This window comes from Streptomyces sp. NPDC006510, assembly GCF_040611955.1.
Classification (GTDB): Bacteria; Actinomycetota; Actinomycetes; order Streptomycetales; family Streptomycetaceae; genus Streptomyces.
This window is the reverse complement of record NZ_JBEXPH010000102.1, coordinates 1-22,332: the sequence shown is the minus strand read 5'-3', so window position 1 is coordinate 22,332 and position 22,332 is coordinate 1. Positions and strand designations below refer to the sequence as shown.

22 protein-coding genes and 4 pseudogenes are annotated in these 22,332 nt (G+C 68.4%); 19 read left to right on the top strand and 7 right to left on the bottom strand.

Annotated elements, in window-relative coordinates; genetic code table 11:
* The first annotated feature begins 144 nt into the window (after positions 1–144).
* The 11 genes and pseudogenes from ABZY11_RS26970 to ABZY11_RS26920 form a co-directional block, all read left to right on the top strand.
* Positions 145–708 (top strand): sigma-70 family RNA polymerase sigma factor, encoded by a 564-nt coding sequence (locus ABZY11_RS26970; RefSeq protein ID WP_356481610.1) that lies wholly within the window; start codon positions 145–147, stop codon positions 706–708.
* Positions 705–1,850: a CU044_5270 family protein gene (locus tag ABZY11_RS26965; RefSeq protein WP_356481609.1), complete on the top strand. Its 1,146-nt coding sequence runs from the start codon at positions 705–707 to the stop codon at positions 1,848–1,850. The genes ABZY11_RS26970 and ABZY11_RS26965 overlap by 4 nt, the downstream gene beginning before the upstream one ends.
* A 450-nt stretch (positions 1,851–2,300) precedes the next feature.
* Entirely contained in the window at positions 2,301–2,480 is a 180-nt protein-coding gene (locus tag ABZY11_RS26960; protein WP_356481608.1) for a hypothetical protein, read from the top strand.
* Between the two features lie 395 nt (positions 2,481–2,875).
* Complete coding sequence (locus ABZY11_RS26955; protein WP_356481607.1) at positions 2,876–3,253, top strand: HAD-IA family hydrolase; 378 nt, start codon at positions 2,876–2,878, stop codon at positions 3,251–3,253.
* A gap of 584 nt (positions 3,254–3,837) precedes the next feature.
* On the top strand, positions 3,838–4,626 hold the full coding sequence (locus ABZY11_RS26950) for an SAM-dependent methyltransferase (RefSeq protein ID WP_356481606.1): 789 nt from the start codon (positions 3,838–3,840) through the stop codon (positions 4,624–4,626).
* 161 nt (positions 4,627–4,787) lie between these two features.
* Complete coding sequence (locus ABZY11_RS26945; RefSeq protein ID WP_356481605.1) at positions 4,788–4,967, top strand: hypothetical protein; 180 nt, start codon at positions 4,788–4,790, stop codon at positions 4,965–4,967.
* An 876-nt stretch (positions 4,968–5,843) separates the two neighbouring features.
* A complete protein-coding gene (locus ABZY11_RS26940) occupies positions 5,844–6,629 on the top strand; it encodes a hypothetical protein (RefSeq protein WP_356481604.1) in 786 nt (261 codons plus the stop codon).
* A gap of 213 nt (positions 6,630–6,842) precedes the next feature.
* Positions 6,843–7,022 (top strand): hypothetical protein, encoded by a 180-nt coding sequence (locus tag ABZY11_RS26935; RefSeq protein WP_356481603.1) that lies wholly within the window; start codon positions 6,843–6,845, stop codon positions 7,020–7,022.
* A 472-nt stretch (positions 7,023–7,494) separates the two neighbouring features.
* Positions 7,495–7,845 carry a hypothetical protein gene (locus ABZY11_RS26930; protein ID WP_356481602.1) on the top strand — a complete coding sequence of 117 codons (351 nt, stop codon included), beginning with the start codon at positions 7,495–7,497 and terminating at the stop codon, positions 7,843–7,845.
* 444 nt (positions 7,846–8,289) lie between these two features.
* On the top strand, positions 8,290–8,883 hold the full coding sequence (locus ABZY11_RS26925) for a reverse transcriptase domain-containing protein (protein ID WP_356481601.1): 594 nt from the start codon (positions 8,290–8,292) through the stop codon (positions 8,881–8,883).
* A gap of 72 nt (positions 8,884–8,955) precedes the next feature.
* Positions 8,956–9,177 (top strand): annotated as a pseudogene (locus tag ABZY11_RS26920) (group II intron maturase-specific domain-containing protein); the annotation flags it as partial.
* 199 nt (positions 9,178–9,376) lie between these two features.
* Here the strand turns inward: ABZY11_RS26920 and ABZY11_RS26915 are convergent.
* Positions 9,377–9,481 (bottom strand): annotated as a pseudogene (locus ABZY11_RS26915) (IS5/IS1182 family transposase); the annotation flags it as partial.
* A gap of 126 nt (positions 9,482–9,607) precedes the next feature.
* On the bottom strand, positions 9,608–10,348 hold the full coding sequence (locus ABZY11_RS26910; RefSeq protein ID WP_356481600.1) for a GAP family protein: 741 nt from the start codon (positions 10,346–10,348) through the stop codon (positions 9,608–9,610).
* Positions 10,349–11,035: 687 nt separating this feature from the next.
* Here ABZY11_RS26910 and ABZY11_RS26905 point away from each other — a divergent pair.
* The 4 genes from ABZY11_RS26905 (at position 11,036) to ABZY11_RS26890 (ending at position 15,069) form a co-directional block, all read left to right on the top strand.
* The gene (locus ABZY11_RS26905) at positions 11,036–11,626 is read left to right on the top strand and encodes a hypothetical protein (RefSeq protein WP_356481599.1); all 591 of its coding nucleotides are present in this window, start codon (positions 11,036–11,038) and stop codon (positions 11,624–11,626) included.
* Between the two features lie 118 nt (positions 11,627–11,744).
* Positions 11,745–13,097 (top strand): Dyp-type peroxidase, encoded by a 1,353-nt coding sequence (locus ABZY11_RS26900; protein ID WP_356481598.1) that lies wholly within the window; start codon positions 11,745–11,747, stop codon positions 13,095–13,097.
* Positions 13,098–13,150: 53 nt separating this feature from the next.
* On the top strand, positions 13,151–14,317 hold the full coding sequence (locus ABZY11_RS26895; RefSeq protein ID WP_356481597.1) for a catalase family protein: 1,167 nt from the start codon (positions 13,151–13,153) through the stop codon (positions 14,315–14,317).
* Positions 14,318–14,928: 611 nt separating this feature from the next.
* Positions 14,929–15,069, top strand: a complete 141-nt coding sequence (locus ABZY11_RS26890; RefSeq protein WP_356481596.1) for a hypothetical protein — start codon at positions 14,929–14,931, stop codon at positions 15,067–15,069.
* A 91-nt stretch (positions 15,070–15,160) separates the two neighbouring features.
* Here the strand turns inward: ABZY11_RS26890 and ABZY11_RS26885 are convergent, their stop codons facing one another.
* From ABZY11_RS26885 to ABZY11_RS26870, 4 genes and pseudogenes are all read right to left on the bottom strand, one after another.
* On the bottom strand, positions 15,161–15,661 hold the full coding sequence (locus ABZY11_RS26885) for a universal stress protein (RefSeq protein WP_356481617.1): 501 nt from the start codon (positions 15,659–15,661) through the stop codon (positions 15,161–15,163).
* A gap of 5 nt (positions 15,662–15,666) precedes the next feature.
* Complete coding sequence (locus tag ABZY11_RS26880) at positions 15,667–16,923, bottom strand: SLC13 family permease (RefSeq protein ID WP_356481616.1); 1,257 nt, start codon at positions 16,921–16,923, stop codon at positions 15,667–15,669.
* Positions 16,924–17,467: 544 nt separating this feature from the next.
* Positions 17,468–17,692 (bottom strand): annotated as a pseudogene (locus ABZY11_RS26875) (AraC family transcriptional regulator); the annotation flags it as partial.
* A 10-nt stretch (positions 17,693–17,702) separates the two neighbouring features.
* On the bottom strand, positions 17,703–18,326 hold the full coding sequence (locus ABZY11_RS26870) for a hypothetical protein (RefSeq protein ID WP_356481595.1): 624 nt from the start codon (positions 18,324–18,326) through the stop codon (positions 17,703–17,705).
* Positions 18,327–18,429: 103 nt separating this feature from the next.
* Here ABZY11_RS26870 and ABZY11_RS26865 point away from each other — a divergent pair, with 103 nt between their 5' ends.
* Both ABZY11_RS26865 and ABZY11_RS26860 read left to right on the top strand, forming a co-directional pair.
* On the top strand, positions 18,430–19,047 hold the full coding sequence (locus ABZY11_RS26865; protein ID WP_356481594.1) for a TetR/AcrR family transcriptional regulator: 618 nt from the start codon (positions 18,430–18,432) through the stop codon (positions 19,045–19,047).
* A gap of 88 nt (positions 19,048–19,135) precedes the next feature.
* Positions 19,136–19,930, top strand: a complete 795-nt coding sequence (locus tag ABZY11_RS26860) for an SDR family oxidoreductase (RefSeq protein WP_356481593.1) — start codon at positions 19,136–19,138, stop codon at positions 19,928–19,930.
* Positions 19,931–19,968: 38 nt separating this feature from the next.
* Here the strand turns inward: ABZY11_RS26860 and ABZY11_RS26855 are convergent.
* Positions 19,969–21,140: pseudogene (locus ABZY11_RS26855) on the bottom strand (IS3 family transposase); the annotation flags it as partial.
* Positions 21,141–21,326: 186 nt separating this feature from the next.
* On the opposite strand from ABZY11_RS26855, the gene ABZY11_RS26850 reads away from it, so the two are divergent.
* A complete protein-coding gene (locus tag ABZY11_RS26850; protein WP_356481592.1) occupies positions 21,327–21,575 on the top strand; it encodes a hypothetical protein in 249 nt (82 codons plus the stop codon).
* The gene (locus ABZY11_RS26845; protein ID WP_356481591.1) at positions 21,563–22,006 is read left to right on the top strand and encodes a tail fiber domain-containing protein; all 444 of its coding nucleotides are present in this window, start codon (positions 21,563–21,565) and stop codon (positions 22,004–22,006) included. The genes ABZY11_RS26850 and ABZY11_RS26845 overlap by 13 nt, the downstream gene beginning before the upstream one ends.
* Positions 22,007–22,332: the final 326 nt, after the last annotated feature.

The following is a 22,332-nucleotide window of genomic DNA, read 5'->3' as shown; positions in this document are numbered from 1 at the left end:
GCCCTGCGCGGCACCGCTTGCGGACCCTGATGTGACGTACGTCTCGCTTCGCGGGTGTGTTTTCCGACATGGCGCTGTAACGATCAGCCCGTTCGGCCCACTACCTGACGACAGAACACACCAGGAGGGACAGGAGGTGCGGCAGTGCCCGACTACGACGCGGATCGTTTCACCGCCATCTATGACGGCTGTCGGCAACGTGTGTGGGCCTACGTGGTCAGCCGTGCGGGACGGCAGGTCGCCGACGAGGTGGTGAACGAAACGTTCACCGTGGCCTGGCGCAAGCTGGACGACGTCCCCGAGCCGCCGCTGCCATGGCTGCTCGGGGTCGCCCGCAACATCCTGCGGGACAGCATCCGGGCGGAGGCCAGGCGCGCGTCGTTCGCCGCCGAACTGCGCTCCTGGGCGGAACCCGCCGAGGCAGACATTGCCGAGGAGGTATCCGAGCGAAGCGCGCTGCTCAAGGCGCTGGCCACGCTGCCGGAGGACGACCGGGAACTGCTGATCCTCTCCGGGTGGCAGGGCCTGACCCCGGCACAGGCGGCCGCGGTGGTCGGCTGCTCGCCCATCACCCTGCGGGTCCGTCTGCACCGGGCGCGCAAACGTCTCACCCAGGCCGCTTCCGCCCACCCGCCCACGGAGGAAGCCGCAGCCGTGAGGCGCGTGTCCATCCGAGTCCGGACCACTGTAGGAAAGGAAGCCCGGTGAAGAACGACATCCTGCACCGTCTGACAGCCGCCCGCCCCGCCCACCTCGACCCCGACCGCCCCACGCCGTCACCGGTTCGGGAAGAGGAGCTCGCAACGGTCATGACCCGTCCGCGCGCGACGCGCAGGGCTCGCGCCACCCCCCGGCCGCGGAGGGTGGGCCGCCCTCTCGTCTCGGGTCTCGCCCTGGCCACCGCGACAGCGGTGGCGGCTCTGGCGATCACCGAAACCGCGCCGCAGAAGCCAGGACCTGCGCCCTCCGCGACGTTGGGCTCCGGCAGCCAGGTCCTTCTCGCTGCTGCCTCCCACGTTGAGCAGCAACCGGCCGGTTCCGGCACGTACTGGTACGTGGAGGAACACCTCGGTTCCCTCCGCAAGGTCCCCGGCAAGAACTACACCGTCGCCGTGCGCACCGAGCAGCGGTACTGGACGGCCGCCGCCAAGAACAAGCAGTGGTCGCAGCTCCTGGACCTGGGGGCCCGTCCGGCCACGAAAGCCGACGAGGCGGCGTGGAAGGCGGACGGGTCCCCCACGTCGTGGAACCTGACGGGTGAGACCGTCACCTACGCCGGCAAGGGCGAGATCCAACACGACGCCCCCGGCGGAATCGCGGACGTCGTCGCGATGGGCGACCTCCCTCTCCGCCTCCTGGCCACGCTCCCCACCGATGAACAGGCCCTCCGCAAGCGCCTTTTCGCCCTGGTCGACAAGGACTACAACGCCCCCGAGGAAATCCTCGACCGGATCGTCGTCGACACAGCCGCCCGACTCGCCACGACCCTCCCGTCCACCCCGGCCCTGCGCGCCGCCGCCTACCGCCTCCTCGCCGTCGAACCCGGCGTGCGCTCCCTCGGCGACGTCAAAGACCACACCGGCCGCACCGGCTACGCCGTCGCCCTCCCCAGCCCCCACGAGTCCGTCGAACTCCGCCTGATCTTCGACAAGTCCACGGGCATGCCACTCGGCACCGAGACGGTCGCCACCCGGAGCGGTGACGGTGTGAGCAAGGGGGAGCTGCAGGGCTACACGACGATCACATCGATGAAGTGGACCGAGGAGGCACCGCCGTTCAACACCGACACCGAGGACCCGGGCCCGATTTCCGCTCCGGGCGAGGAGCCGGATGCCGAGCCAGCGCGTTGAGGCTGTTCTCGCCTTCGAAGGTACAGATCAACTGGATCAACCCAACATATTCGAGGGCCAGTTCGGCCCCAGCTTGGAGAATTTGCTGTGGACAGGCGAGTCTGGAGAGCCATTCTGCTGCCGACGGTGGCATGTCTGTCGCTGACCGGCTGCGGGGCGGAGGAGCCCTCTGGCCGGACCCCTCCGGCGGCAGGATCCACTTCCACAGCCGGGGACGCTGCGACCCCTGAAGTCCCGAAACTTCCCGCGACGCCGGAGGACTCCTACCGATCCTTCGTCAAGGCCCTTGCCGCTGGTAACGGCCCGGCCCTGTGCGCGTTGATCCATCCCTCCGCACACAGCAAGTTCCTCTCCTCTGCCAACAGGGCCAACGACCGAAGAGCGGAGACGTGCGAGGACGCGGTCTTCACGTACGCGAGCGAGCGAACCCTGTCGCCGGTACCGAAAGGCGTGGAGATTCCGATCTTCGGGAAAGTGACCTACGCCAACAACATGTGGGCGGGCCTGGAAAAGTGCCACGAGACCGACGACGGCGGTTTTGACACGAATGCGGCGTCCCTGACCTGGAAGAAGCAGGCGGGCGGCTGGATCATATCCGATGTCGACATCTGGCTCGGCTGCGGAGGTTGATCCGCTTCCGTCGTGGTCCGAGGCAGCGCTGTCGCGCCGGGCCGCTTCGAGTACGCGCTGCCCCCGGCAACCCTGGCGGACAGGCTCGACCACGTTCGCGAGATCACCGAAGCCTTGGCTCTGGGCACGGAGGATCCATCGATGCACCCCCGGACCCGCGGTATGCCACGCGGCTCGCCACGCATGGGACCGTGGCCACGCGCCGTCCCTGCTGAACGACCGTCGGCTCGGCGAGGTTGTGGCCGCCGCAGCCTCGCCCGGGTCCGGTATCGGAGGCAGTCGGCGGAGTCGCAGGCGCGCTCGTCCGTCGGCGTGGAGGCGTCCACGGTGAAGGAGCCGGGAGCACGGGCGGGCGGGAACTCCTGCGCGTCCTTGCTCTCGTCACCGGCCGTTTCGTGCACCGTGCCCGCGGCCACTGGCTCGCCCGCACCAGCCTGGTGAGGCCCGTGACGCGCGTGGCTGCCCTCGCACGCCATCTGGCCGCCACTGCGGTGCCCATGGCCGTCGCCTCGGCCAACGACGGCCAGGTCGTACGAGCAGGCCTGGACGCGGCCGGAGTCGCCGACCAGTTCCCCGTCCTTGTCGCCCGCGAGCACGTCACCCGCCTCGAGCCCGACCCCGAGGCCTACCTGCTCGCCGCCGCCGAACTCGGCGTGCCACCCCACCGGTGTCTCGCGTTCGAGAACACAGACGAAGGCGTCACCGCGGCTCTCAGCGCCGGTATGCCCGTGATCGACATCCGGCACGAGGGCTGGAGCGTGCAAGCGGTCTGAATCGACGCCGTCCGGTCCGCCTGCCCCTCCCGTCGTTTCGGGGGGTGGTAATTGGTGTGCTGGGAGTGGTGTGGGCTGGGGTGTTTCGGGCTGGTTGAGAACCAGTCGGGAGCGGGCTTGTCTCCGGCAGTCGGTGCCGTGCAGCGTCCGGCGTACGGCCGCCGGGCTGCATCATGTCGTTCAGGCCTTCAAGCGGCGAGTTGGACAGGTGCGCGCGAGGAGCGTCCATTCCGAACCTGCGGTACTCCGGATCCTCAGCCTGCGCGCGAATGAGGGAGACTGTTGAGATGATCCCGCCCAGCTTGCTTGGGAAAAGATACGTGTCTACCTTGTCGACAGCTGAATCTGGCGCTCCGTCGACCTGGGGTGTACGGGGGCGAGTTGGCTCTTCGGATCCTGCTTGATCAGCTGTTGTTCGTAGAGCGTCACCTGAGGCGTTCGCTCAGCAGCAGCAGGCCTGGGAAGGCTGCGGGGCACGGTCGGCCGCAGGTGTGACGGGGGCCTTCCGAGCCCTCGTCCCTGGGGCGAGTACGGGGCGCTGGCCGCTACGGCCGGCCGTCAGACACTACGAGAAGAGAACCGAAATGACTGAGCAGACAGAGCTCGAGGCCCGGATCCGCAGCGGCGTACCGCACTCGGCCCGCGTCTGGAACTACTGGATCGGAGGCAAGGACCACTACCCGGTCGACCAGGAACTGGGAGACCAGGTTATCGCGAGCTACCCCCAGACCCGGGACCTCGCCCGTGCGTCACGGGCCTTCCAAGCACGTGCGGTGCGATACCTGGCCGACGAAGCGGGAATCACCCAGTTCCTCGACATCGGAACCGGGCTCCCCGTCCAGAACAGCACCCACGAGGTCGCCCAGAGCATCCAACCGAAGGCACGCATCGTCTACGTTGACAACGACCCGCTGGTCCTGGCACATGCCCGCGCCCTGCTGACGAGCGCGCCGGACGGGGTGACGGACTACGTGCATGCCGACATGCTGGAAGCCGAGCGGGTACTCCAGGAAGCGTCCCGAACCCTGGATATGACACAGCCCGTGGCCGTCATGGTGCTGTCCACGCTGGGACACGTCGAACCCCGGGCCGGTATCGACCTCATGCGCCGATACATGGCCGGCACAGTGACAGGCAGCTACCTGGTCCTCTGCGACACGATCACCACCCCCCAGACACTGGCAGCCCAGGAAGCCTACGCGGCCGGAGACACTCCGCCCTACCTGGTGCGCCAGCCCGAGGAGATCGTCGCGAGCGCCGACGGGATGGAACTGGTCGACCCGGGATTCGGGTCCATCTCCCTGTGGCGTCCGAGCTTGAGCGAAGATGGTGCTGAGCCTGTCGACCAGTGGGGGTTCGTCGCCCGCAAGTGACGTGCGGACCTTGCATACCCGCGGGCCACGGCCGAGGTACCGGACCGGCTGTGGCCTGACGAACCGACATCCGCGGCTTGGCCAAAGAGGTGCGGAGTCTTCGGCCGGTACAACGACCTCTGCTGCGCCCGCAGCTCAGTCCGAGAAAGCAGACTTCACCCGTGTCCCGAGAGACCCCGATTTACAACCGCCTTGTCGCGGAGCAGGGCGATGTGCCCGCCGAGGTTCGCGGAGAAGCTCAGCGGATAGAACGAGACCTGGAATGGGTCATCCGGCCTACGCACCCTCCCGTGACCGCCGGGCTGGCCCAGCGCGGCAATACCTTCCGCCCGGGCATCTGAGTTCATGGGATTCGGCCCCACCCCCGTGTCGACATACTTGGCGAGGTCGCACTCGTAGTCGTTGGACTCCCGCAGGATCGGCAACTCCCCGCTCTGCCGGGGGAGATCACCGTCGGTGCAGAAGTACCACCGTGATGCCTCCATGTTGTAGCCCGCCGTGGCGAACGCCACCAGGAACGTCGTATGGATCTCGCGGTCGTTGCCCAGCGTCGTTCCGCCGACCGTGAAGGACTGTCCACGGGCCACCTCCTGCGGCGAGGAGATGTTGACCGGTTCGTAGACCGACCAGTCGCGGCCCTCCTCCTGGTACTCGATCCGGGCGAACGAGCAGATCCGCAGGAACTCCCGGTATCCGGCGGGGATGGGGAAGTCGGCCGGCCGGAACGGCACCGTCAGCCACCACGGGTAGTCCTTCTCCAGCTCATGGGGCAGTGCGTCGATCCGGCGGTCGTCCAGCGGCGGCCCGAGCGCAAGCCGCACGCCGCCCTCCTGACCGGCACACCACGCTTGCAGCCGGTCCAGACTGTCCCTGATGGCCATGTGCGTGCTTTCCCTGGAGAGGTACTGGGGGTTCTGGCGTTCCGGTCAAGCCGTTGACGCTAGTTGCCGTTGGACCTGAACGGCCGGGCTTGCGTGCCGCGTTGAGGGTTTCTACGGATGCCCGCGCGGGACGGCGTGTGTGAGGCTCCCTCCAGAGCCGCCGAGAGCGCTCCCGGTCACCTGCCTGCCGCCGCCGCGATCCCCCGGACGGCCTCGGCTCGCAATGGGCCGGTAGCCTGCGGTTCGCGTCTTCGCCGCTCGCACCCCCGCGGTGCGGGTGCCCCCGACGGACGGGCCACACCGGCCCGTTCCCTGACCGCAGACAAGGCGAACGCCATGGCACACAACAAGAGCGACGACACCCCGCTGCCCATCGACATGGCCGCGATCCGGCGGACCGTCGAGGTGATGCGGGCCGAACGGGCCGCCGCGCTCAAATCCGACAACAGCAGCTGGCTCGCCGATCTCGTGGAGAGGGACCTCGACAGCTACCAGGAGTTCGTCGCCCAACTGCGTGTCACCCTCGACCCCGACCTGCTCGGGTATGTCCCGAAGATGTGCGCCAAGACTCTCGGCGACACCGGAACGACCCGCACCCTGATCGGCGACCAGCAAGTGGACACCCCGTTCTTCCACCACGGCGACCTGGTGGTCAAGGGCGACCTGGGCGTGGGCGCGCCCTTCGTGGTCACCGGATCGGTGACGGTCGACGGCGTGCTGGCCGACTGCCGCCCCGACTCGGTGGTGACGATCGGCGGTGGCGTGACGGCCCGCGGGGTGTTCACCGACGGCGAGATGCTGGTCATGGGCGACATCGAGGCCGACGTCGTCTACGGCGACTACAACGACAGCACGCTTCACGCGGTCACCATCCGCGCCCGCCTGGTCATCGAGGACGAGCACGAGACGATCGCGACCGTGGAGGCGGACCTCTACTTCGACCTGTTCGACTACCAGGGGGGATACGGGGACGGCGTGCAGGAGCAGCTGCGCGCGTTCCTGGTGGACGAGGTCTTCGCCGCCGACGAGGACGAGGAGATGTTCGACGCCAGCCTGCTCTTCGCACGGCTGCGCGAGGGCCTGCCCGTCTTCCGCGCCGACGCGGCTCCCGAGGGGCGCTGAGGCCCGCTGGCGAGCTCGTCCGTCGGCCTGGGTGCCCATCTCCCGATTCACTCACCGAACTGCCAGGCACATCACCCATGGAGCAGCCGCAGATGGCCGATAAGGAATTCCGGCACAGCGATCCGGAATCCGGTCCGGTGACAACCGTGCACTCACCGGCGGGGTTTCGAGTCCCGGCGGGACCCTGCGGTACGCGGCACCCTGCCGAACGTCATGCTGCAGAGCACCGACCGCGAACTGCCCGCACTATGGCTGGAGATCCTGGAGAAGTCCGGTGCCACTGCCGGGCTGTGCGACGCCACGATGCCCGACGAGGAACGCCCTGCCGACGGCAGCGCGGGCTGGCTGAAACGGTATCTGGCCTTCCGGCGGTACATGTGGTCGCGCCTGTAGAGCGTCACCTGCCGAGGCTAGGGCATCCGTTCGGTCTGAGCGACCGGCAGCCGCGCGACGAGCCAACCGTCTGGTCCCGCCGGGGCCCACGCACTCGCTGTTTGACACGCCAGCTCATGGGATGGCTGTCAAGGCACCGAACTACCAGCGGGCCACGAGCCCTCTGGCCTCCGCTTCCGTGTGAGAAGGTCGGCACGCGTGCCGACCGAGCATGGCGCACCCGCCCCCGGGCACACCGTCCGGATTATGCAGCCCCCATGCATCGGGGCATAGCGCCAGGTCACAGCCCTGTCATACATGAGGCATCGATGCGCCTCGGCAAACAGCCGGAATCGTCTTCCCCAACCCGGCCGCCCCGGCGACGCTGGTTTCGCGGCCGGCACTCCCGGACAGCCCGCCCCATCGGCGGTCGACAGTCCAGGTCCTCGTCCCGGTCCGCTACCTGTCACCACGTCGCCCGAAAGGGGCACTCATGTCTGCTGTCCGCAAGACCCTCACGTCCGCTGTGTCGGCCGCCATCCTCGCTGGTGGACTCACCCTCGGAGCCGCCGGCTCGGCGAGCGCGGCCACCTGCCCGTCCTCCGCTTCCCCGGTGATCGACGGGGCATCGGCCAGCTGGACCCTGCGCTGCTCGGGCAACAACGTCACGGTCTCAGGCTGGCTCCAGGACACCCGTGCCGACGGTAAGTGTGCCCTGGTCCGCATCAACGCCGGCAACGGCGACTACCAGCCGAAGTCCGCGTGCAGCTCCGGCACCCGTGAGCAGTTCTCCTTCACTTTCCACGGCACGAAGAAGGCACAGGTACGCCTGGCTATCGCCTGACCGCCCACCGGGGCGGACCGCGCCGCAAGGCCCGCCCGCCCCGCCCGCGGCGCAGACCCGGTGTGCTCGCACCTGGAACCACGCCGGTCACGGGCGGCCGCCACGCGTCCTCGAAACTGGAGCGTTCCCTAAATCCCGGGATGAGCCTGGCGGGTGCCCGTCTATTGGCCAGGTGGTGTCCGGCATGCAGGCGACGTGAGCCCGGTATGCGGCTTCCGCACGGAACAGGAGAAGGCGTGTCTCGATACCGCCCGCCACGATGCGGCGGCAAGAGGGAGTTCCTCAAGCAGCAGCAACTGTGAGGGGTCGAGTACCGATGCGAGACCCGCTGGCGGACCGGCTCGTAGTAGTGATGAAGCCCCTGTAATGGGGGTGGAGCGAAGGGGTCGGGTCGTTCGTGACTGTGTTGATCACCTCAACCGGACTATGTCCGGGAGGAGTGGAATGGGCCAGTTGAAGTCATCGGCCAAGCCGTTTGAGATTTCGAATTGGGAGATCAAGGAAGCCTGGGAGGAAGTCAGGGCGAATAGAGGTGCACCGGGGGTAGACGGACAGAGCCTGATGCGAAGGGTGGAGCCTGTATTTCACCCGGACAGCTACGGATACCGACCCGGGCGGTCCGCTTTGGATGCGGTGGGGAAATGCCGGGAGCGCTGCTGGAAGCGGGACTGGGTGGTGGAGTTCGACATCGCCCAGTTCTTCGACAGCGTGCCCTGGGACCTGCCGGTCAAGGCGGTGGAAGCCCATGCCGATGCCGTTTGGGTGAAGCTGTACGTGCAGCGGTGGCTTGAAGCACCGCTCGCGACGCCCGATGGAACCATGCTGAAGCGGGAATGCGGGACTCCGCAAGGAGCTCCCGTATCTCCCGTCCTGGCAAACCTGTTCCTGCACTACGAGCATCTGGTTCGAACGCTATGCGGACGACGCGGTGCTGCACTGCGTCACCGAGCGTCAGGCCCGTCAGCTGCTGGCCGCGCTCACGGAGAGGATGGCCGAGGTCGGGCTGCATCTGCACCCGGCCAAGACTCGGCCGGGTAGTGCGGAGCTGGCACCTACATACCCGCACAGATCTGACCTTTCAAGAACTCGCCCGATGGGTTCAACCCCAAGGTAGCGGGCTGGATCAATTACTACGGGCGTTTCAGGCCCTGGGAGCTGATCTCTTTCATGGTGCGCATCAACGCCTACTTGGTGCGCTGGATCCGCAAGAAGTACAAACGGCTCGCGGCCAAACGGAAGGCGCTTGCGAAATTACAGGAGATCGCTCGGCAATATCCCCGCATGTTCGCGCACTGGCGCCTTTCCCCAACAGTGAGCGCCGTACTGGTCTGATGGTCAGGACGACAATAGCCGTGTACCGGGAGACTATTGAGCACGGTTCTGTGAGGGCCGAGGGGTGAAATTCCCCTCGGCTACTCGGCGGTGAAGTGAGCAAAAGTCCTTAAAGAAGGCGGTATTGCCTCTAAGAGTTGTCCAGTAAACGATCTTCGAGTCGGTGTGAACGCGGTCGGTCGAGGGCCGGCGCACTCGTTCATCCGGTGAGGGCGAGATCGTGGAAGCGGGCGATGCCGTTCATGGCGTGGTGGACTCCGTCGCCTTTGAGGTGGCAGTCGCGGAGGATCTTCCAGGTCTTCATGCCGAGGATGGCGATTTACAGTCCCTGCGAACCCTGTGCAACCACCCGTGCTGTCGCTGATCGTGAACGAAGTCACTCTGCCGTACGTCTGTGCTCGGACTACCTCGCCGCGCGTGGGTATGCCCATCAGGAGGTGAGGATGGAGATGCCGTCTCCGAGCAGCTTCAGCCCGAGAACGAAGAACAGGACTGCCATGACGGCGACATTGTGCTGGGCTGCCCAGTCCTTCCAACTGCCGAGCGTCGTTTTCGCTCGCTCTCCTCCGAGCAGGAAGACTCCCAAGGGGGCCAGCAGGCCGAGGGTGGCGATCAGGACGAAGATGGCCAGCGATGCGATCTGCTGCCCGACCGGCAGTCCTGCTGAGCCAATCGTGGCGCCCGCGGCGATGGTCAGCGGGGCGTTCTTGGCGTTGAGTGCGGCCAGGGCGGTTCCGAGTCCGAAGACTTTGACCGGCGTGAGGCGGTCGATCGCGCCCATCCACTTCGGCAGCTGGGCCTCCGAGGGATCTGTGGGGCGCCGGTGCCACTGCCGAGCGCCGAAGAGAACGAGGAGCACGCCCAGAGCGAGTTTGAGAGCTCCTACCCAGGTGGCCGGGTGATCGTGGGCGGAGGCGTCTGCGGGGGAGGCGATCGCCAGCATCACCGCGCCCAGTGCCGACAGTCCCAGGATCCAGCCGACGGTGAAGAGCGGTCCGTTGAGACGTCCCCGAGGCGTGGCGAGGACGAGGATGATCGCGATGATCGGGAGTGGGCTGATCGCGACGCCGGCCGCGAAACCCAGTACGTCACCGAGAACCGTGCCCATGATTGCCTCCAGGAGGGGGGTCAGGGTGGTGACCGAGTTGAGTATGGTCAGGCGGGTGTGCATGACCGACCGTCTGCATGCGCAGCCACAGGACTGTCGTGGACGTGTCCGGGGCGTGCTGCAAGGGCCCCGGAACTGGGTCGCCACCTCTCCGGAGAGTGATCCTCAGCGGTCGGTATCGTCCGCAGCTCGGCCCGATGTTCCGGACTCGCTGAGCGTTTCGCCGCTCGATCCCGCTCACGGGGCAGCCGGAGCAGCGCCGCGGGTTGCATGGTCGGCTACGTGGCTGCCCCTTACCGGCCAATCGGAAGCAGTTGTCCCAGAACGCGACGACGAATTCGGCAGGTCTCCACTCCATGGTCCTGCGCCCTTGCGGATCTGTCCTCGGGAGCTTCATGGAGCGCGAGGGCCTCGGCCTGCTCGTTTCTGCGGTGGTACCCCATCGGGCTCGACAGCAGGTCAGCACCTGAAAAAGCTCTCTCCCGGCACCGTGACGGACGGCGGGCGAGGCACACCCCGGACGGCAAATCGGGCACGGACCGCAGCCGGTCAGTGTGAGGGAGTGACGAGCCGATCGGGCTGGACCGCAGTGTCGGAGCCCCGCAACATACTGTCCCCGGGTACCCCGTCATCCCGGGCCGGGGGTGCGACGCGATGCGTATGCGGTCAGGATGAAGAGGTGAGGGCGATGGCGCCCCATATTCGGGCGCTTGGCGAACCTCGCACCGATCCGTGGCAGGAGAATCTCCGATGACTGCGACGACGGGTGCAGCCCAGTCAGCTCAACCCGAGCGCCCGGGCAGGAAAGATGGAGTCTGTAGCGAGTTTACCGTCTTCACCAGGATCAAGCCGGGCCACGCCGATGCGCTGCGTGAGGATCTCGCCGCGCTCGCCGACGCGACGGCTGATGACGAAGCCCGTGCGGCGCTGCGCCAGATCGGTACCCTGCACGACGCGCGGCACGTGATCTTCGACAACGACACCCGGTTTATGTTCGCCAGCGTTTTCGACGGCTCCTGGGACACCTACATCGACGACTTCGCCAAGACGGTAGTCGGGGCCCGCTTCGACAAGGTCTTCTCGCACACCGAAGGGTTCCCCGGCGTAGCCGATCCCGGGGTGAAGGACTGGTTCGTCTCCCAGCAGGAGCCCGCGGGAGTCTTCGTCAGCTCCTATCCCGATCTGACTGTTCAGCAGATCTGGAAGGACCAGCGCGTGGACAAGGCGTTCCAGGAGGTGTTGGACACTCCCGAGTTCCGGACAGCGCTGGACAGCCCGGCGAACGCCGAGTTGCTGGCCACGCCGGCCTTCCAGAAGCTGTTGGAGGAAGCCGCGGCCTAGAACCCGGACACAGCCATCCCTCACAGCCGACCCAACACCGTTGGACCCGCGTCGAAGCACGTCGGCCGACTGCTGTGGAGCTGTCCAGACAGAGACCGATGCGGAGGCAACAGCAAACATGAACACGGCGGACAGCAGCAGCGCAGCTGGCGAGGGCGTCGAGATCGACGACGTCCAAAGCGGGGCACTGCGTCCACGGCCGGTGCCGTACGAGGGAAAGTTCGTCTTCCTGCGCGTCGATGACCGCCACGCCGGGCGTGCCCTGCTGCGGCGGCTGCTTCCGCTGACCTCGGGTGGCCTGCCCGGCGTAAACCGGAGCCAGGACGCCTGGGTGGCTGTGGCGTTCACCTACCAGGGACTGAGAGCCCTGGGGGTGCCCCAGGAGTCGCTGGACAGCTTTCCGCAGACATTCCGTGAGGGCATGGCCGCTCGGGCGGAGCTGATCGGCGACGTGGGCGAGAGTGCCCCGGCCCACTGGGAGGCACCGTTCGGAACCGGCGATGTCCACATCGCGTTGAGCGCCCTCTCCTCGGATACGGCGCACCTGGACAAGGCGCTGGAGCGGGCCCGCGTCGCCTACCAGGACACCCCCGGTGTCCAGGTGATCTGGCAGCAGGACGTCCACCAGCTCCCGACCGGCCGCACCACCTTCGGATTCCGCGACGGCATCAGTCACCCGAACATCGACGGCGTCGGGCTGCCCGGCTCCAACCCGCAGGAAGTCCCCATCAAGGCCGGCGAGTTCATCCTCGGCTACCCCGACGAAACCGGCAGCCTGCCGCCCATGCCCAGCCCCGATGTGCTGGGGCGCAACGGAACCTACGCGGCCGTTCGCAAGATCCATACCAACGTGGCGGCTTGGCGCCGGTACCTGCGAGCGAACACCTCCAGTGCCCAGGAGGAGGCACTCCTGGCGGCAAAGATGGTCGGACGCTGGCCCAGCGGAGCGCCGCTGACGCTGACCCCGGAACACGATGACCCGGAGCTGGCGGCCGATCCGCACCGCGTCAACAACTTCCTGTACCGGGAGAACGACGACCGCGGCTTCCGGTGCCCCGCCGGTGCGCACATCCGGCGCACCAACCCCCGCGATTCCACCATCATCGGCGACGCACGGATGCACCGCCTCATCCGCCGCGGCACCACCTACGGGCCGCCGCTGCCCGAGGGCGTGCTGGAGGACGACGGTGCCGACCGGGGCCTCGTCGGAGTCTTCATCGGGGCCCATCTGGAGCGACAGTTCGAGTTCATCAAGGCCGAATGGGTCAACGACGGCAACTTCATCGGCTACCCCGGCGAGAAGGACCCGGTAGCCGGGCACCACGACGGAACCGGCAGCGCCACCATCCCGGACAAGCCGATCCGGCGCCGCCTGCAGAACCTGCCCAGCTTCGTCGTCACCCGCGGCGGCGAGTACTGCTTCCTGCCAGGTCTGCGCGCCCTGCGCTGGCTCGCCGAACTGGAGGACTGACGGCACTTCCTACCCCCGAGACCCACCACGGTCTTTGAGAAGAGGTCGAAGTCATGGCAGCACAGTTCGTTCCCTACACGCCGGACGTCGAAGACGACGACCCGCACTTCGACCGCAACGTACAGACGGTGATCGAAAAGACCGAGAGCTACATCGCCGAGTCGGTCAAGGCCGGTGGTACCGGACGGGCCCTCCGCGATGCCCACGCCAAGGGCTACGGGCTGGTCCGAGGGGAAGTGGAGATCCTGGACGGGCTGTCCTCCGAGTACGCCCAAGGCATCTACGCGACTCCGGGAACCCACGATGCACTCATCCGCTTCTCCAACGGCTCGCCCCACGCCGGAGCCGACGCACGACTGGGCGCCGCCACCGGACTGGCGCTGAAGATGTTCGACATGCCCGGCCCGACCCTGCTGGAAGACGAACCGGACACGGGCACATTCGACTACGCCAACATCAACGGACCGATCTTCTTCTGCAATACAGTCGAGCACTACCTGTTCATCCAGGAACTGTTCCTGAACGCGCCGGCCTACTTCTCCCAGGGCCGACCCGGCGCACATCGTTTCTTCACCGATTTCGTGACCGGGAAGGGAACACTGGACCAGGACAAATGGGCGTGGGACGAGTTCCTGGCCTTCCTGCGCCTTTCCAAGACCCCTCCGGCAAACCTGCTGCTGTCGAGCTACTGGACGATGGGCGCGGTCCGGCACGGGGACTACATCGCCAAGGTGCGCATCACTCCCGACCCGTCCTTCGCCGCCGCGGTGGTCCAGCGCGCCATCGACCCGGCCTCCGCGCAGGAGGTCTTCCGGCCGGCCCTGCAAGCCGAACTGCAGGAGCGGCCCTACGCCTTCGACATCCAGGTCCAGCTCTGCACCGACCTGCAGCGCATGCCGGTGGAGGACACCACCGTGGAGTGGCCCGAACAGCTCTCGCCGTCCGTCACCGTGGCGAAGCTGCGGCTGCCGCAGCAGGACATCTCCGGCCCGGAGAACCTGGAGAAGATGGACTCACTGTCCTTCACTCCATGGCGGGTCACCGCCGAACACGCACCCCTGGGCAACATCATGCGGGCCCGCAAGGAGGTCTACCGGCACTCCTCCATCGCGCGCCACAAGCTCAACCAGCAGCCGCGCACAGAGCCCCGCAGCGCCGACGAGGTGCTTGGGCTTGACCGGGCAGAATGGCGAGCCGGTCGAGGCCGGGCACTCGCATAGATCGGGTTCGGACGTGAAGGCCATCAACCCCTACGGTCGGCGCTTCACGAGGCCACCCACCACCCCGTTTCCTCCGCGCCCGCAGAAGCGGCGCATACCCGGATACGTTCGAGCGTGTCCGCTCAGGACGCGCTGCGCCTTCTCGTAGCTGTCTATGTGGTCGTACTCGCCGCAGCTCTCTTTCGCCGCTGCCACGGAGGAGTTCAGGGCGGCTGAGACGCTCCGGTCGAGAACGCGGGGACCCCGACGGGCGCCGGGGCCTCCCACCACGCACTGTCGAGTGCATGACCCACCTGCTGCCGACTGCGGCCCGAGCGTGGACGATCGCCGCCCGGATCTCGGGGGAACGAGCCAGCTATACCTGCCCCTTGCCTGGAGCGCAATAACCCACGCCTGTCGGCGTACATGGCGAGCTGGCGCCGCGCGCCCTGATCTGGCCCGCACTCTCGGACCGGAACAGAGCGCCCGACGTCTCGGGTTGCACAGGCGCGCGCTCGACTACAGCCACTCTCTACAACCACATACCCGACCTGCGTGAACTACGCGCCTCCCGCGTTCCGCGTCAGCTCGAAGGCAGTACGTCGTAGCTCACGGCGGAGCCGTTGCGGCTTTTGGCTTCACCTCGGCTGGACCCCAGCAGCGTCCAGACCTCGATCAGGTCCTTCGGCTCCCCTCTCTGCCCCGGCGGCGGCCTGCGGCCCCTGCGCGACCCAGCCACCGTCGTGCTCGACGACAAGGACGGCGCGGACTGAATGCAGGTGTGCGGCCTCGGGGGAACAACGGAACAGCGGTTGGCGCCAAGCCCTTGATCTTGGTCCCGGAGCGGGGAGGGCCTGGCCGTGGCTAGCGGTGGTGCGGCGGGTGGGGTGGTGGTGGCGGGATGGTGGCCGTGCTGGGTGCGGTCTCCGGCCAGACCAGCAGGACGGGGCAGGGGGCGTGGTCGACGATGAAGCGGCTGGTGGGGCCGAGGCTGCGGGGTCCGAGGTGGGTGCGGTCGCCGTCGCGGGCGAGGATGAGCAGGTCGGCGCCTTCTGCGGCGGTCACGACTTCTCGTTCGACGCGCCCCGAGCGTTCTTGCCGGGTGCACGGGCGTCCCAACCGCTCGGCAGCGCTGGCCAGGAGCTGTTCGGCAGAGTCGGAGGCGAGGTGCTCGATCCGTGTGCCGGGGTCTCGGGCGGGGTGTGCGCGGCCCAGCAGTCCGGCGTAGGCGCCGTGGGCGGCGCCCGGCACCTCGTGGCCGGTGACGTGGAGCAGCACCAGGTCGGCGTCCGCAGGAGCGTGGGTGCGCGCGGCGTCGACGCAGGCGGGCCAGGTGCCCTCGACGATCCAGACGATGACGGTCACGGTGTTCAGCCTCCGATCGTTTGGAGTGAGACCCACAGTGCCACCACGGAGAGCAGCAGGGCGGTGGGAACGGTGAGCAGGCCGAGCCGGGTGAACTCGCCCAGCTCTACGTCGGTGTCGTGTTCGCGTACGATGCGCCGCCACAGCAGGGTGGCCAGGGAGCCGGCGTAGGTGAGGTTCGGGCCGATGTTGACCCCGAGGAGGACGGCCAGGACGGCGCCGGGGCCGGTGGGGGCGGTCAGGGGGAGCAGGACCAGGACGGCGGGCAGGTTGTTGATGACGTTCGCCAGTACGGCTGCCAGTGCCGCGATGGCGAGGAGGGCCGGGAGCTCGGTGCTGCCGGGCACCAGGTGGCCCAGTACGTCCGCGAGGCCGTTGTCGACCACCGCCCGGACCACGATGCCCAGGGCCAGGACGAAGGCGCAGAACGGCAGGGCCGCGGCCCGGACGATCGCCGTGGGGGTGGTGCGGTGCTGGGCCAGGGCGCGGGCCGCCAGGACGGCCGCGCCTGCGGCTGCGGCCCAGGCCGGGTTGATGCCGAGCGCCGAGGTCAGGACGAAGCCCGCCAGGGTGCCCGCCACCGTGAGCAGGGCGAACAGAGGGAGTTCGCGGGGTTCGTCGGCGGGCGGGGCCTCGGCGCCCGCGTCCAGGTCGGTGGCGAAGAAGCGGCGGATCACCACGTACTCGGCTCCGATGGCCACAAGCCAGGGCAGTGCCATCAGGGCTGCGAAGCGGGTGAAGGTCAGGCCGCTGGCGGCGAAGGCCAGCAGGTTGGTCAGGTTGGAGACCGGCAGCAGCAGCGAGGCGGTGTTCGACAGGTGGGTGCAGGCGTAGACGTGCGGTTTGGCGCGGGCGCCCAGCCGGGCGGCGGTGGCGAACACCACCGGGGTCAGCAGCACCACCGTGGCGTCCAGGCTGAGCACCGCGGTGATCAGCGAGGCGATCACGAAGACGAGGACGAGAAGGCGCCGGGGACGGCCGGCCGCCCGGCGGGCCATCCAGGCGCCGCAGGCGTGGAAGAGTCCCTCGTCGTCGCACAGCTGGGCCAGGACCAGGACGGCCGCGAGGAAGCCGATCACCGGGCCCAGCCGGGCGGCCTCGGCCGCCGCGTGGTCGAGCGGGATCGCGCCGGTGGCGATGACCAACCCGGCGGCGGGGACGGCCACGACGGCCTCCGGCCAGCCCCACGGCCGGATCACCGCGCAGGCCAGCACCGCCAGGAGCAGGGCGACGGAGAGTGCTTCTGCGAGTGAGGCGTTCAGGGTCTGAGCCTTTCCGGGGTGGAATCCTGATGCAGCGGACGGCCGCGTCAGGATTGACAGCGGCTGGCTTCGAGCACGCCGCAGCCCGTCGAGCACGCCGCAGCCCTTGGGAAGTATTGGAACAGAAAATAGCGGTACGCCACCGGACCTCGTGGACCTGGTGTCCTCCCAGGCCGGCGGGGCTTGGCGTTGGTTTTCGTTCGGATGTTCCTGGGCCGGATCGCCAGCCCTGACGAGCCGTAGGGCGGGGCGCGGTGGGGCGAACTCGCCGAGTTCCAGTGCTGCCTCGCGTCAGTTCGCGGCCAAGCTGGAGCAGGCGCTCGTTTCGTGGCGGAAGCCGGGCGGCGGGGTGTTCGGGATGGTCGGCCACAGGATGGTCGCGGCGAACCGGGCCACGTGCAGGGCCGCAGTCGAGTGAGCGTCGACACCCCCGCCTTCCAGGCGCCGCGGCATGTCGAGCCGGCCGGCGGCACCGAGGAGCTCGTCGTACGCCTTCGCGTACTCCTGCGCGCGTACGGTCGATCCACGGGGAAAAACCGGTAGCCGGGACGAAGACGATGTCGGCCCACGCAAGTGCGTCGAGGCCGGGGGCTACGCCGTACGACAGGCCATCGCCGCCGGTCACGAAACCGGGTGCCGCCCCGCACACCCGCACCTCCTACGGCATGCTCGCGCGGGTCGCGAAAACCTGCGCGGGAATTCCGGCATCAAGCGGCTTCGCACCTTCGAGCACAAGGACGGCGACGCGATATGGGCCGGAGGTTGGCACGGGAGAGAGACTACGTGGGGTGTGCCTTCGATACGTCCACTGCGTGGACCAGGTAGATGACACCGGCCGGACCGTTCCACTGATCGTGCGACCGCAGGGTCTGCGCACCGTCCGCCGGAGTCGGCCCTGGATTGCACCACCAGCCGCCGCGCACCGACCTGGCGCGCCGGAGCTCGGTCAGAGGAGGCAGCTTCCCTCGGCGCGTAGGCACGGGATCCGCACCCGCTCCGGCACTCCGGCCGCCACGAGCAGGACGTTGAAGGCGGCCTCGTCCTCGATCCGCGCGGAGGTTGCCGTCGATCGCGGCGATCGCCGGTGGCGCGGGCAGCGTGGACAGCAGTTCGGCAGCCTCGCTGTCCACGACACTGGTCCAGCCGTGCCGTTTTTCGGCCCCTCGGACACGGTCCTGGGCGGCCAGGACCGCGTGGGGACCGGCCTGTTCCCAGCCGGGATAGCAGCCGATCGCTAGCGCCGGCCGCGTCAGGGTGCGCGGCCCGGGCCCGGCGTACAGGGAGCGCATGGACGAGCAGAACCGCTCGGCCGAGACCAGCGGGCGGCCCGCCAGGGCCTCGTCGAGGGCGGTCTGGGCCGCCTCCACGATTCCCGGATCGGGCACCGGCATCCGGCCGGTCATGCCGCGCACTCCAGTTCGCCGCTCGCCGCGGCCGGGGCCCTCCGGGTAACGCGGTTCTTGATCAACTTGAAAAACCGACTCGAAGGTATTTACTATCGGGGGCATGGGAAGGCCAGTGGATCAACTGACACCGAAGGGCGCGGCGACGCGCCGGGACATTCTGCGCGCCGCCGCCCGTGTCTTCGACGCCAAGGGGTACGCCCTGGCCCGGATGGACGACGTGGTGAGCGAGACCGGCCTCACCAAGGGCGCCGTGTACTTCCACTTCAAGAGCAAGGCCGCCCTGGCCCATGCGGTCGTCGACGATCAGAAGCAGGGGCTGCTTGCGCATGTGCGCAGGCAGCTCGAGGGGCTCGGAGGGCCGGCCGCACAGGTACGCGGACTCGTCCCCGTCCTCGTGGACCTCGTCATCGCCGAACCCGCGGGATGGTCCGTCGTACGGCTCGACCGCGAGCTCACCACCGAGTCACCGCAGGAACACGCTCAGGTGTCCGTTCTCGCGGAGTGGGTCGGCCTGGTCGAAGAACTCCTCCTCGCCGGCGCCCGCGCGGGCGACCTGCATCTTTCGGCCGACGCCCACACGCTGGCAACCGTATTCGTGGGAGCGTTCGACGGGCTGAAGGGTGTCCTTGAGGCCACGGGGCGCGCCACTCCCGAAGAGCTGCGCCGTGCGGCGGGCGTTCTCGCCGAAGTCATTGAGGCGACCACCGAAGCTCACTGAACGCGGGCAGGCCGGACACCGCGCACGTCGGCCACCTCGGCCTTTTCATCGCCAAGAAAAAAACCTTTGAGTCGGTATGGAGACAGACATGAACTACTCGGACACTCTCACCTCCCAGCTGGCCGTCGTCACCGGCGCTTCGTCAGGGATCGGTGCCGAGTTCGCTCGACAGTTGGCCGCCCGCGGTGTGGACCTGGTCCTCGTCGCCCGTTCGAAGGACAAGCTGGAGGAACTGGCCTCGACCCTGCGGACCAAGCACGGCGTGACCGTCAGACCCATCGCCCTCGACCTCTCCCGGCCCGACTCCTCCGAGACCCTCGCGCGTACGCTCGACAAGCAGGGCGTCGCCGTGGACATCCTCATAAACAACGCCGGCTTCGCTTCCCACGGCGACCTCGCCGAGGCCGACCCCGGCCACATGGCGTCCCAGGTGCAGCTCAACGTCGGCACGCTCGTCGGCAACACCACCCGGCTCCTGCCCGGCATGGTCGAGCGCGGGCGCGGCACCATCATCAACGTCGCCAGCACGGCCGGATTCCAGGCGGTGCCACACATGGCGGTGTACTCCGCGACGAAGGCATTCGTCCTGTCCTTCACGCGTTCCCTCTGGGGCGAGACCCGCGGCACCGGTGTGACCGTCCTCGGGATCTGCCCGGGCGCCACCGACACCCCGTTCTTCGACGTGGCCGGTGACAACGCGTCGGTCGGCAGCCGGCGCACACCGCAGCAGGTCGTCGCCACAGCACTCGCGGCGCTCGGCGGACGCAAGGCGACCGTCGTCGACGGTGTCGGCAATGCGCTGGTGTCACGCGTCGTCAGCCGCCTGGTCCCGGAGCGCCCCCTGATCCGCATCGCCGAACGGAGCGTACGCCCGAGCGCGTGAAAGGCCCGCCCGCGAGCCGTGAACGCATCCCACCTCGTAGTTGATGTCGTTCTGGACGCTGTTTCGTAGGCGATCGGGCTGCGTGCCCGAGGCGAGTGTGACGGCGTCGGGTGTTGTAGCGGTGCAGTCGGCGGAACGCGTCGAGGCGGGCCTCGCGCTCACTGGACCAGCTCTTCCGGCCCTGGAGTATCTCGCGTTTGAACGTCGCGTTGAAGGACTCGGCGAGTGCGTTGTCCGCGCTGGAGCCGATCGCGCTCATGGACTGGCGGACGCCGGCCCTGCGGCAGGCGTCGGCGAACGCCCGGCCCGGGCTGGGCACCGTGGTCGGTGTGCGGGACGGCGTCGGTGAGGCTGCCGCGGCATCGCTCGGCGGCGGCCAGGGCGTCGGTGACGAGATCGGTTCGCATGTGATCGGCCAGGGCCCAGCCGGCCAGGCGGCGCGAGGCGAGGCCGATGACCGTGGCCAGGTAGAGGAACTTCCCGCCGCCCAGGGGGAGATAGGTGATGTCGCCGACGTACTTCGTGTTCGGTTCACTCGCGGTGAAGTCGCGGCCGATCAGGTCCGGGGCCTTCACCGCGGCCGGGTCCGCAACGGTGGTGCGGTGCCTGGGGCGCAACCGCACTCCTGCCGGATTGATGCTCCGCATCATGCGTGCGATCCGCTTGTGGTTGACGCGCCGGACGTCGTCGCGGAGCTCGGAGGTGATCCTGGGGACGCCGTGGGTGCCGTCCGATTCCTGGTGCACGGCTCGTATCAGGGCGGCGAGGGGGGCGTCGGCCGCCTGCCGGGTGGCCCGGTCACCAGCTGTCCGGGGCCAGTAACAGAAGCTGGAGCGGGCGATGCCGAGCATGCTGCACAGCTGCTTCACGCCGAAACGACGCTGGTGGTCGGCGACGAACCGGAAGCGGTTCACCAGCGCCTCTCCCCGGCGAAATACTTCGCCGCCTACCTCAGGATCTCGCGTTCCTCCTCCAACTCACGGACCTTCCTGCGCACAGCGGCGTTCTCCGCCTCCAGCGGTGTGGACGGCTGGGCCGGCACCCCCGCCCGGCGTCCCCGGGGCCGACTCGCGCCGGCCGCCCGGACCCCGTTCCGCAGCGTCTCCGGGCTGACCCCCAGGTCAGCGGCGACCGACCTGATGGCCGCTCCCGGCCGCGACTCGTACAACGCGACCGCGTCCGCCTTGAACTCCAGCGGACAGTGCTTCATGACCACGGGACATCCGTTCTCCTGGACCATCAGGATCCAAGTGTCTCGGGTGCCCAGGAACCGGGGGCAAGGCCCCTCTGATTCGGACCCCTGGGTCTCGTCAACGTGTGGTCGTGCTGCGTGACCGACGGGGGGCGGTGTCGTTTCCTGGTTGATCTGATCTCTGACTAACCCGGAGCGTGCTTCATGTCTCTTACCGCAGCTACCCGGCTTGCCGCAGTGTCCTCCGCTGTGATCGCCGCCGTGTCGGTGTGCCTGGGCGCAGCCTCGGCGGCCGAGGCCGCCGAGCCCGCGCAGGTCCTGGCAGCGGAGCAGAGCGCCGCCCCGGCCGACGACGACCCCGAGGTCTCCGCTCAGTTCGTCCCGCTGGGCAGTCTGCTGTTCTCAGACCGGGCCGTAAAGACCAGCGTGAGCCCGGTGCGATGGGATCGCTGACCGAACGCCTTCACCGCGCCCGGACCGCCGGCATTCGGGCCTACCGGGCGCGCCTGCACCCCGACACACCCAATCCCGCTGGAACGACGTCCACAGCCTCCCGGGAAACAGTCGCAGAGGCGGGTGACGGCGTGAACGGGTTCGATGTCCTCGCCGCAGTGGTTGGCCTACCTGTGAGCACATGGCGGTACCGGTGGGAGGACGACGAAGTGCGCCACCTGGGGCCGATGGCACAGGACTGGCGGGCCCACCTCGGCCTGGGAGCCGACGACAAGACGATCTGCTGCACCGATGCCAACGGCGTCGCGATCGTGGCGATTCAGGCACTTCACCGGCAACTCACAGACCTTCAGGCCGAGGTCAGGGAACTCCGGGCGCAGAAGGCCGAACCGGCAGCACACACACCTGGTGCGGAGACCCCGCGGGTCTGACCATCTCAACCGCCGCGCCTGGCTGTGGCTGGGTGCAGCGGTTGCGGATGGCAGACGCTGCTCGGCACAGGCGGGGCGGCTGCACGAGATGCGCACCGCCGCACTGCCCCGGCCGGCGCGTCCATCTGCCGTGCCGGGACGTGCGCGGCAGATGGGCCGGCCGTACGTGGCACGGGAAGCGAAGGCGGGTGAACTCGTCCGGCGGTCCTGCAGTCGGGTCACACCGCCCCTGCGGGTCTCCGCGCGGACCTCGGCCCAGTGCAGAGGGGCCCGGTACGACCTGATGACGCGGTTGCGCCGGAGCACCTCGAAGATTGCGTGGTCGA

Coding starts and splice junctions, on each gene's coding strand:
- ABZY11_RS26845 (WP_356481591.1), top strand. CDS start 21,563: ATGGGATCGCTGACCGAACGCCTTCACCGCGCCCGGACCGCCGGCATT.
- ABZY11_RS26930 (WP_356481602.1), top strand. CDS start 7,495: ATGTCTGCTGTCCGCAAGACCCTCACGTCCGCTGTGTCGGCCGCCATC.
- ABZY11_RS26865 (WP_356481594.1), top strand. CDS start 18,430: ATGGGAAGGCCAGTGGATCAACTGACACCGAAGGGCGCGGCGACGCGC.
- ABZY11_RS26900 (WP_356481598.1), top strand. CDS start 11,745: ATGAACACGGCGGACAGCAGCAGCGCAGCTGGCGAGGGCGTCGAGATC.
- ABZY11_RS26850 (WP_356481592.1), top strand. CDS start 21,327: ATGTCTCTTACCGCAGCTACCCGGCTTGCCGCAGTGTCCTCCGCTGTG.
- ABZY11_RS26905 (WP_356481599.1), top strand. CDS start 11,036: ATGACTGCGACGACGGGTGCAGCCCAGTCAGCTCAACCCGAGCGCCCG.
- ABZY11_RS26925 (WP_356481601.1), top strand. CDS start 8,290: ATGGGCCAGTTGAAGTCATCGGCCAAGCCGTTTGAGATTTCGAATTGG.
- ABZY11_RS26895 (WP_356481597.1), top strand. CDS start 13,151: ATGGCAGCACAGTTCGTTCCCTACACGCCGGACGTCGAAGACGACGAC.
- ABZY11_RS26950 (WP_356481606.1), top strand. CDS start 3,838: ATGACTGAGCAGACAGAGCTCGAGGCCCGGATCCGCAGCGGCGTACCG.
- ABZY11_RS26910 (WP_356481600.1), bottom strand. CDS start 10,348: ATGCACACCCGCCTGACCATACTCAACTCGGTCACCACCCTGACCCCC.
- ABZY11_RS26935 (WP_356481603.1), top strand. CDS start 6,843: ATGCTGCAGAGCACCGACCGCGAACTGCCCGCACTATGGCTGGAGATC.
- ABZY11_RS26870 (WP_356481595.1), bottom strand. CDS start 18,326: ATGACCGGCCGGATGCCGGTGCCCGATCCGGGAATCGTGGAGGCGGCC.
- ABZY11_RS26860 (WP_356481593.1), top strand. CDS start 19,136: ATGAACTACTCGGACACTCTCACCTCCCAGCTGGCCGTCGTCACCGGC.
- ABZY11_RS26940 (WP_356481604.1), top strand. CDS start 5,844: ATGGCACACAACAAGAGCGACGACACCCCGCTGCCCATCGACATGGCC.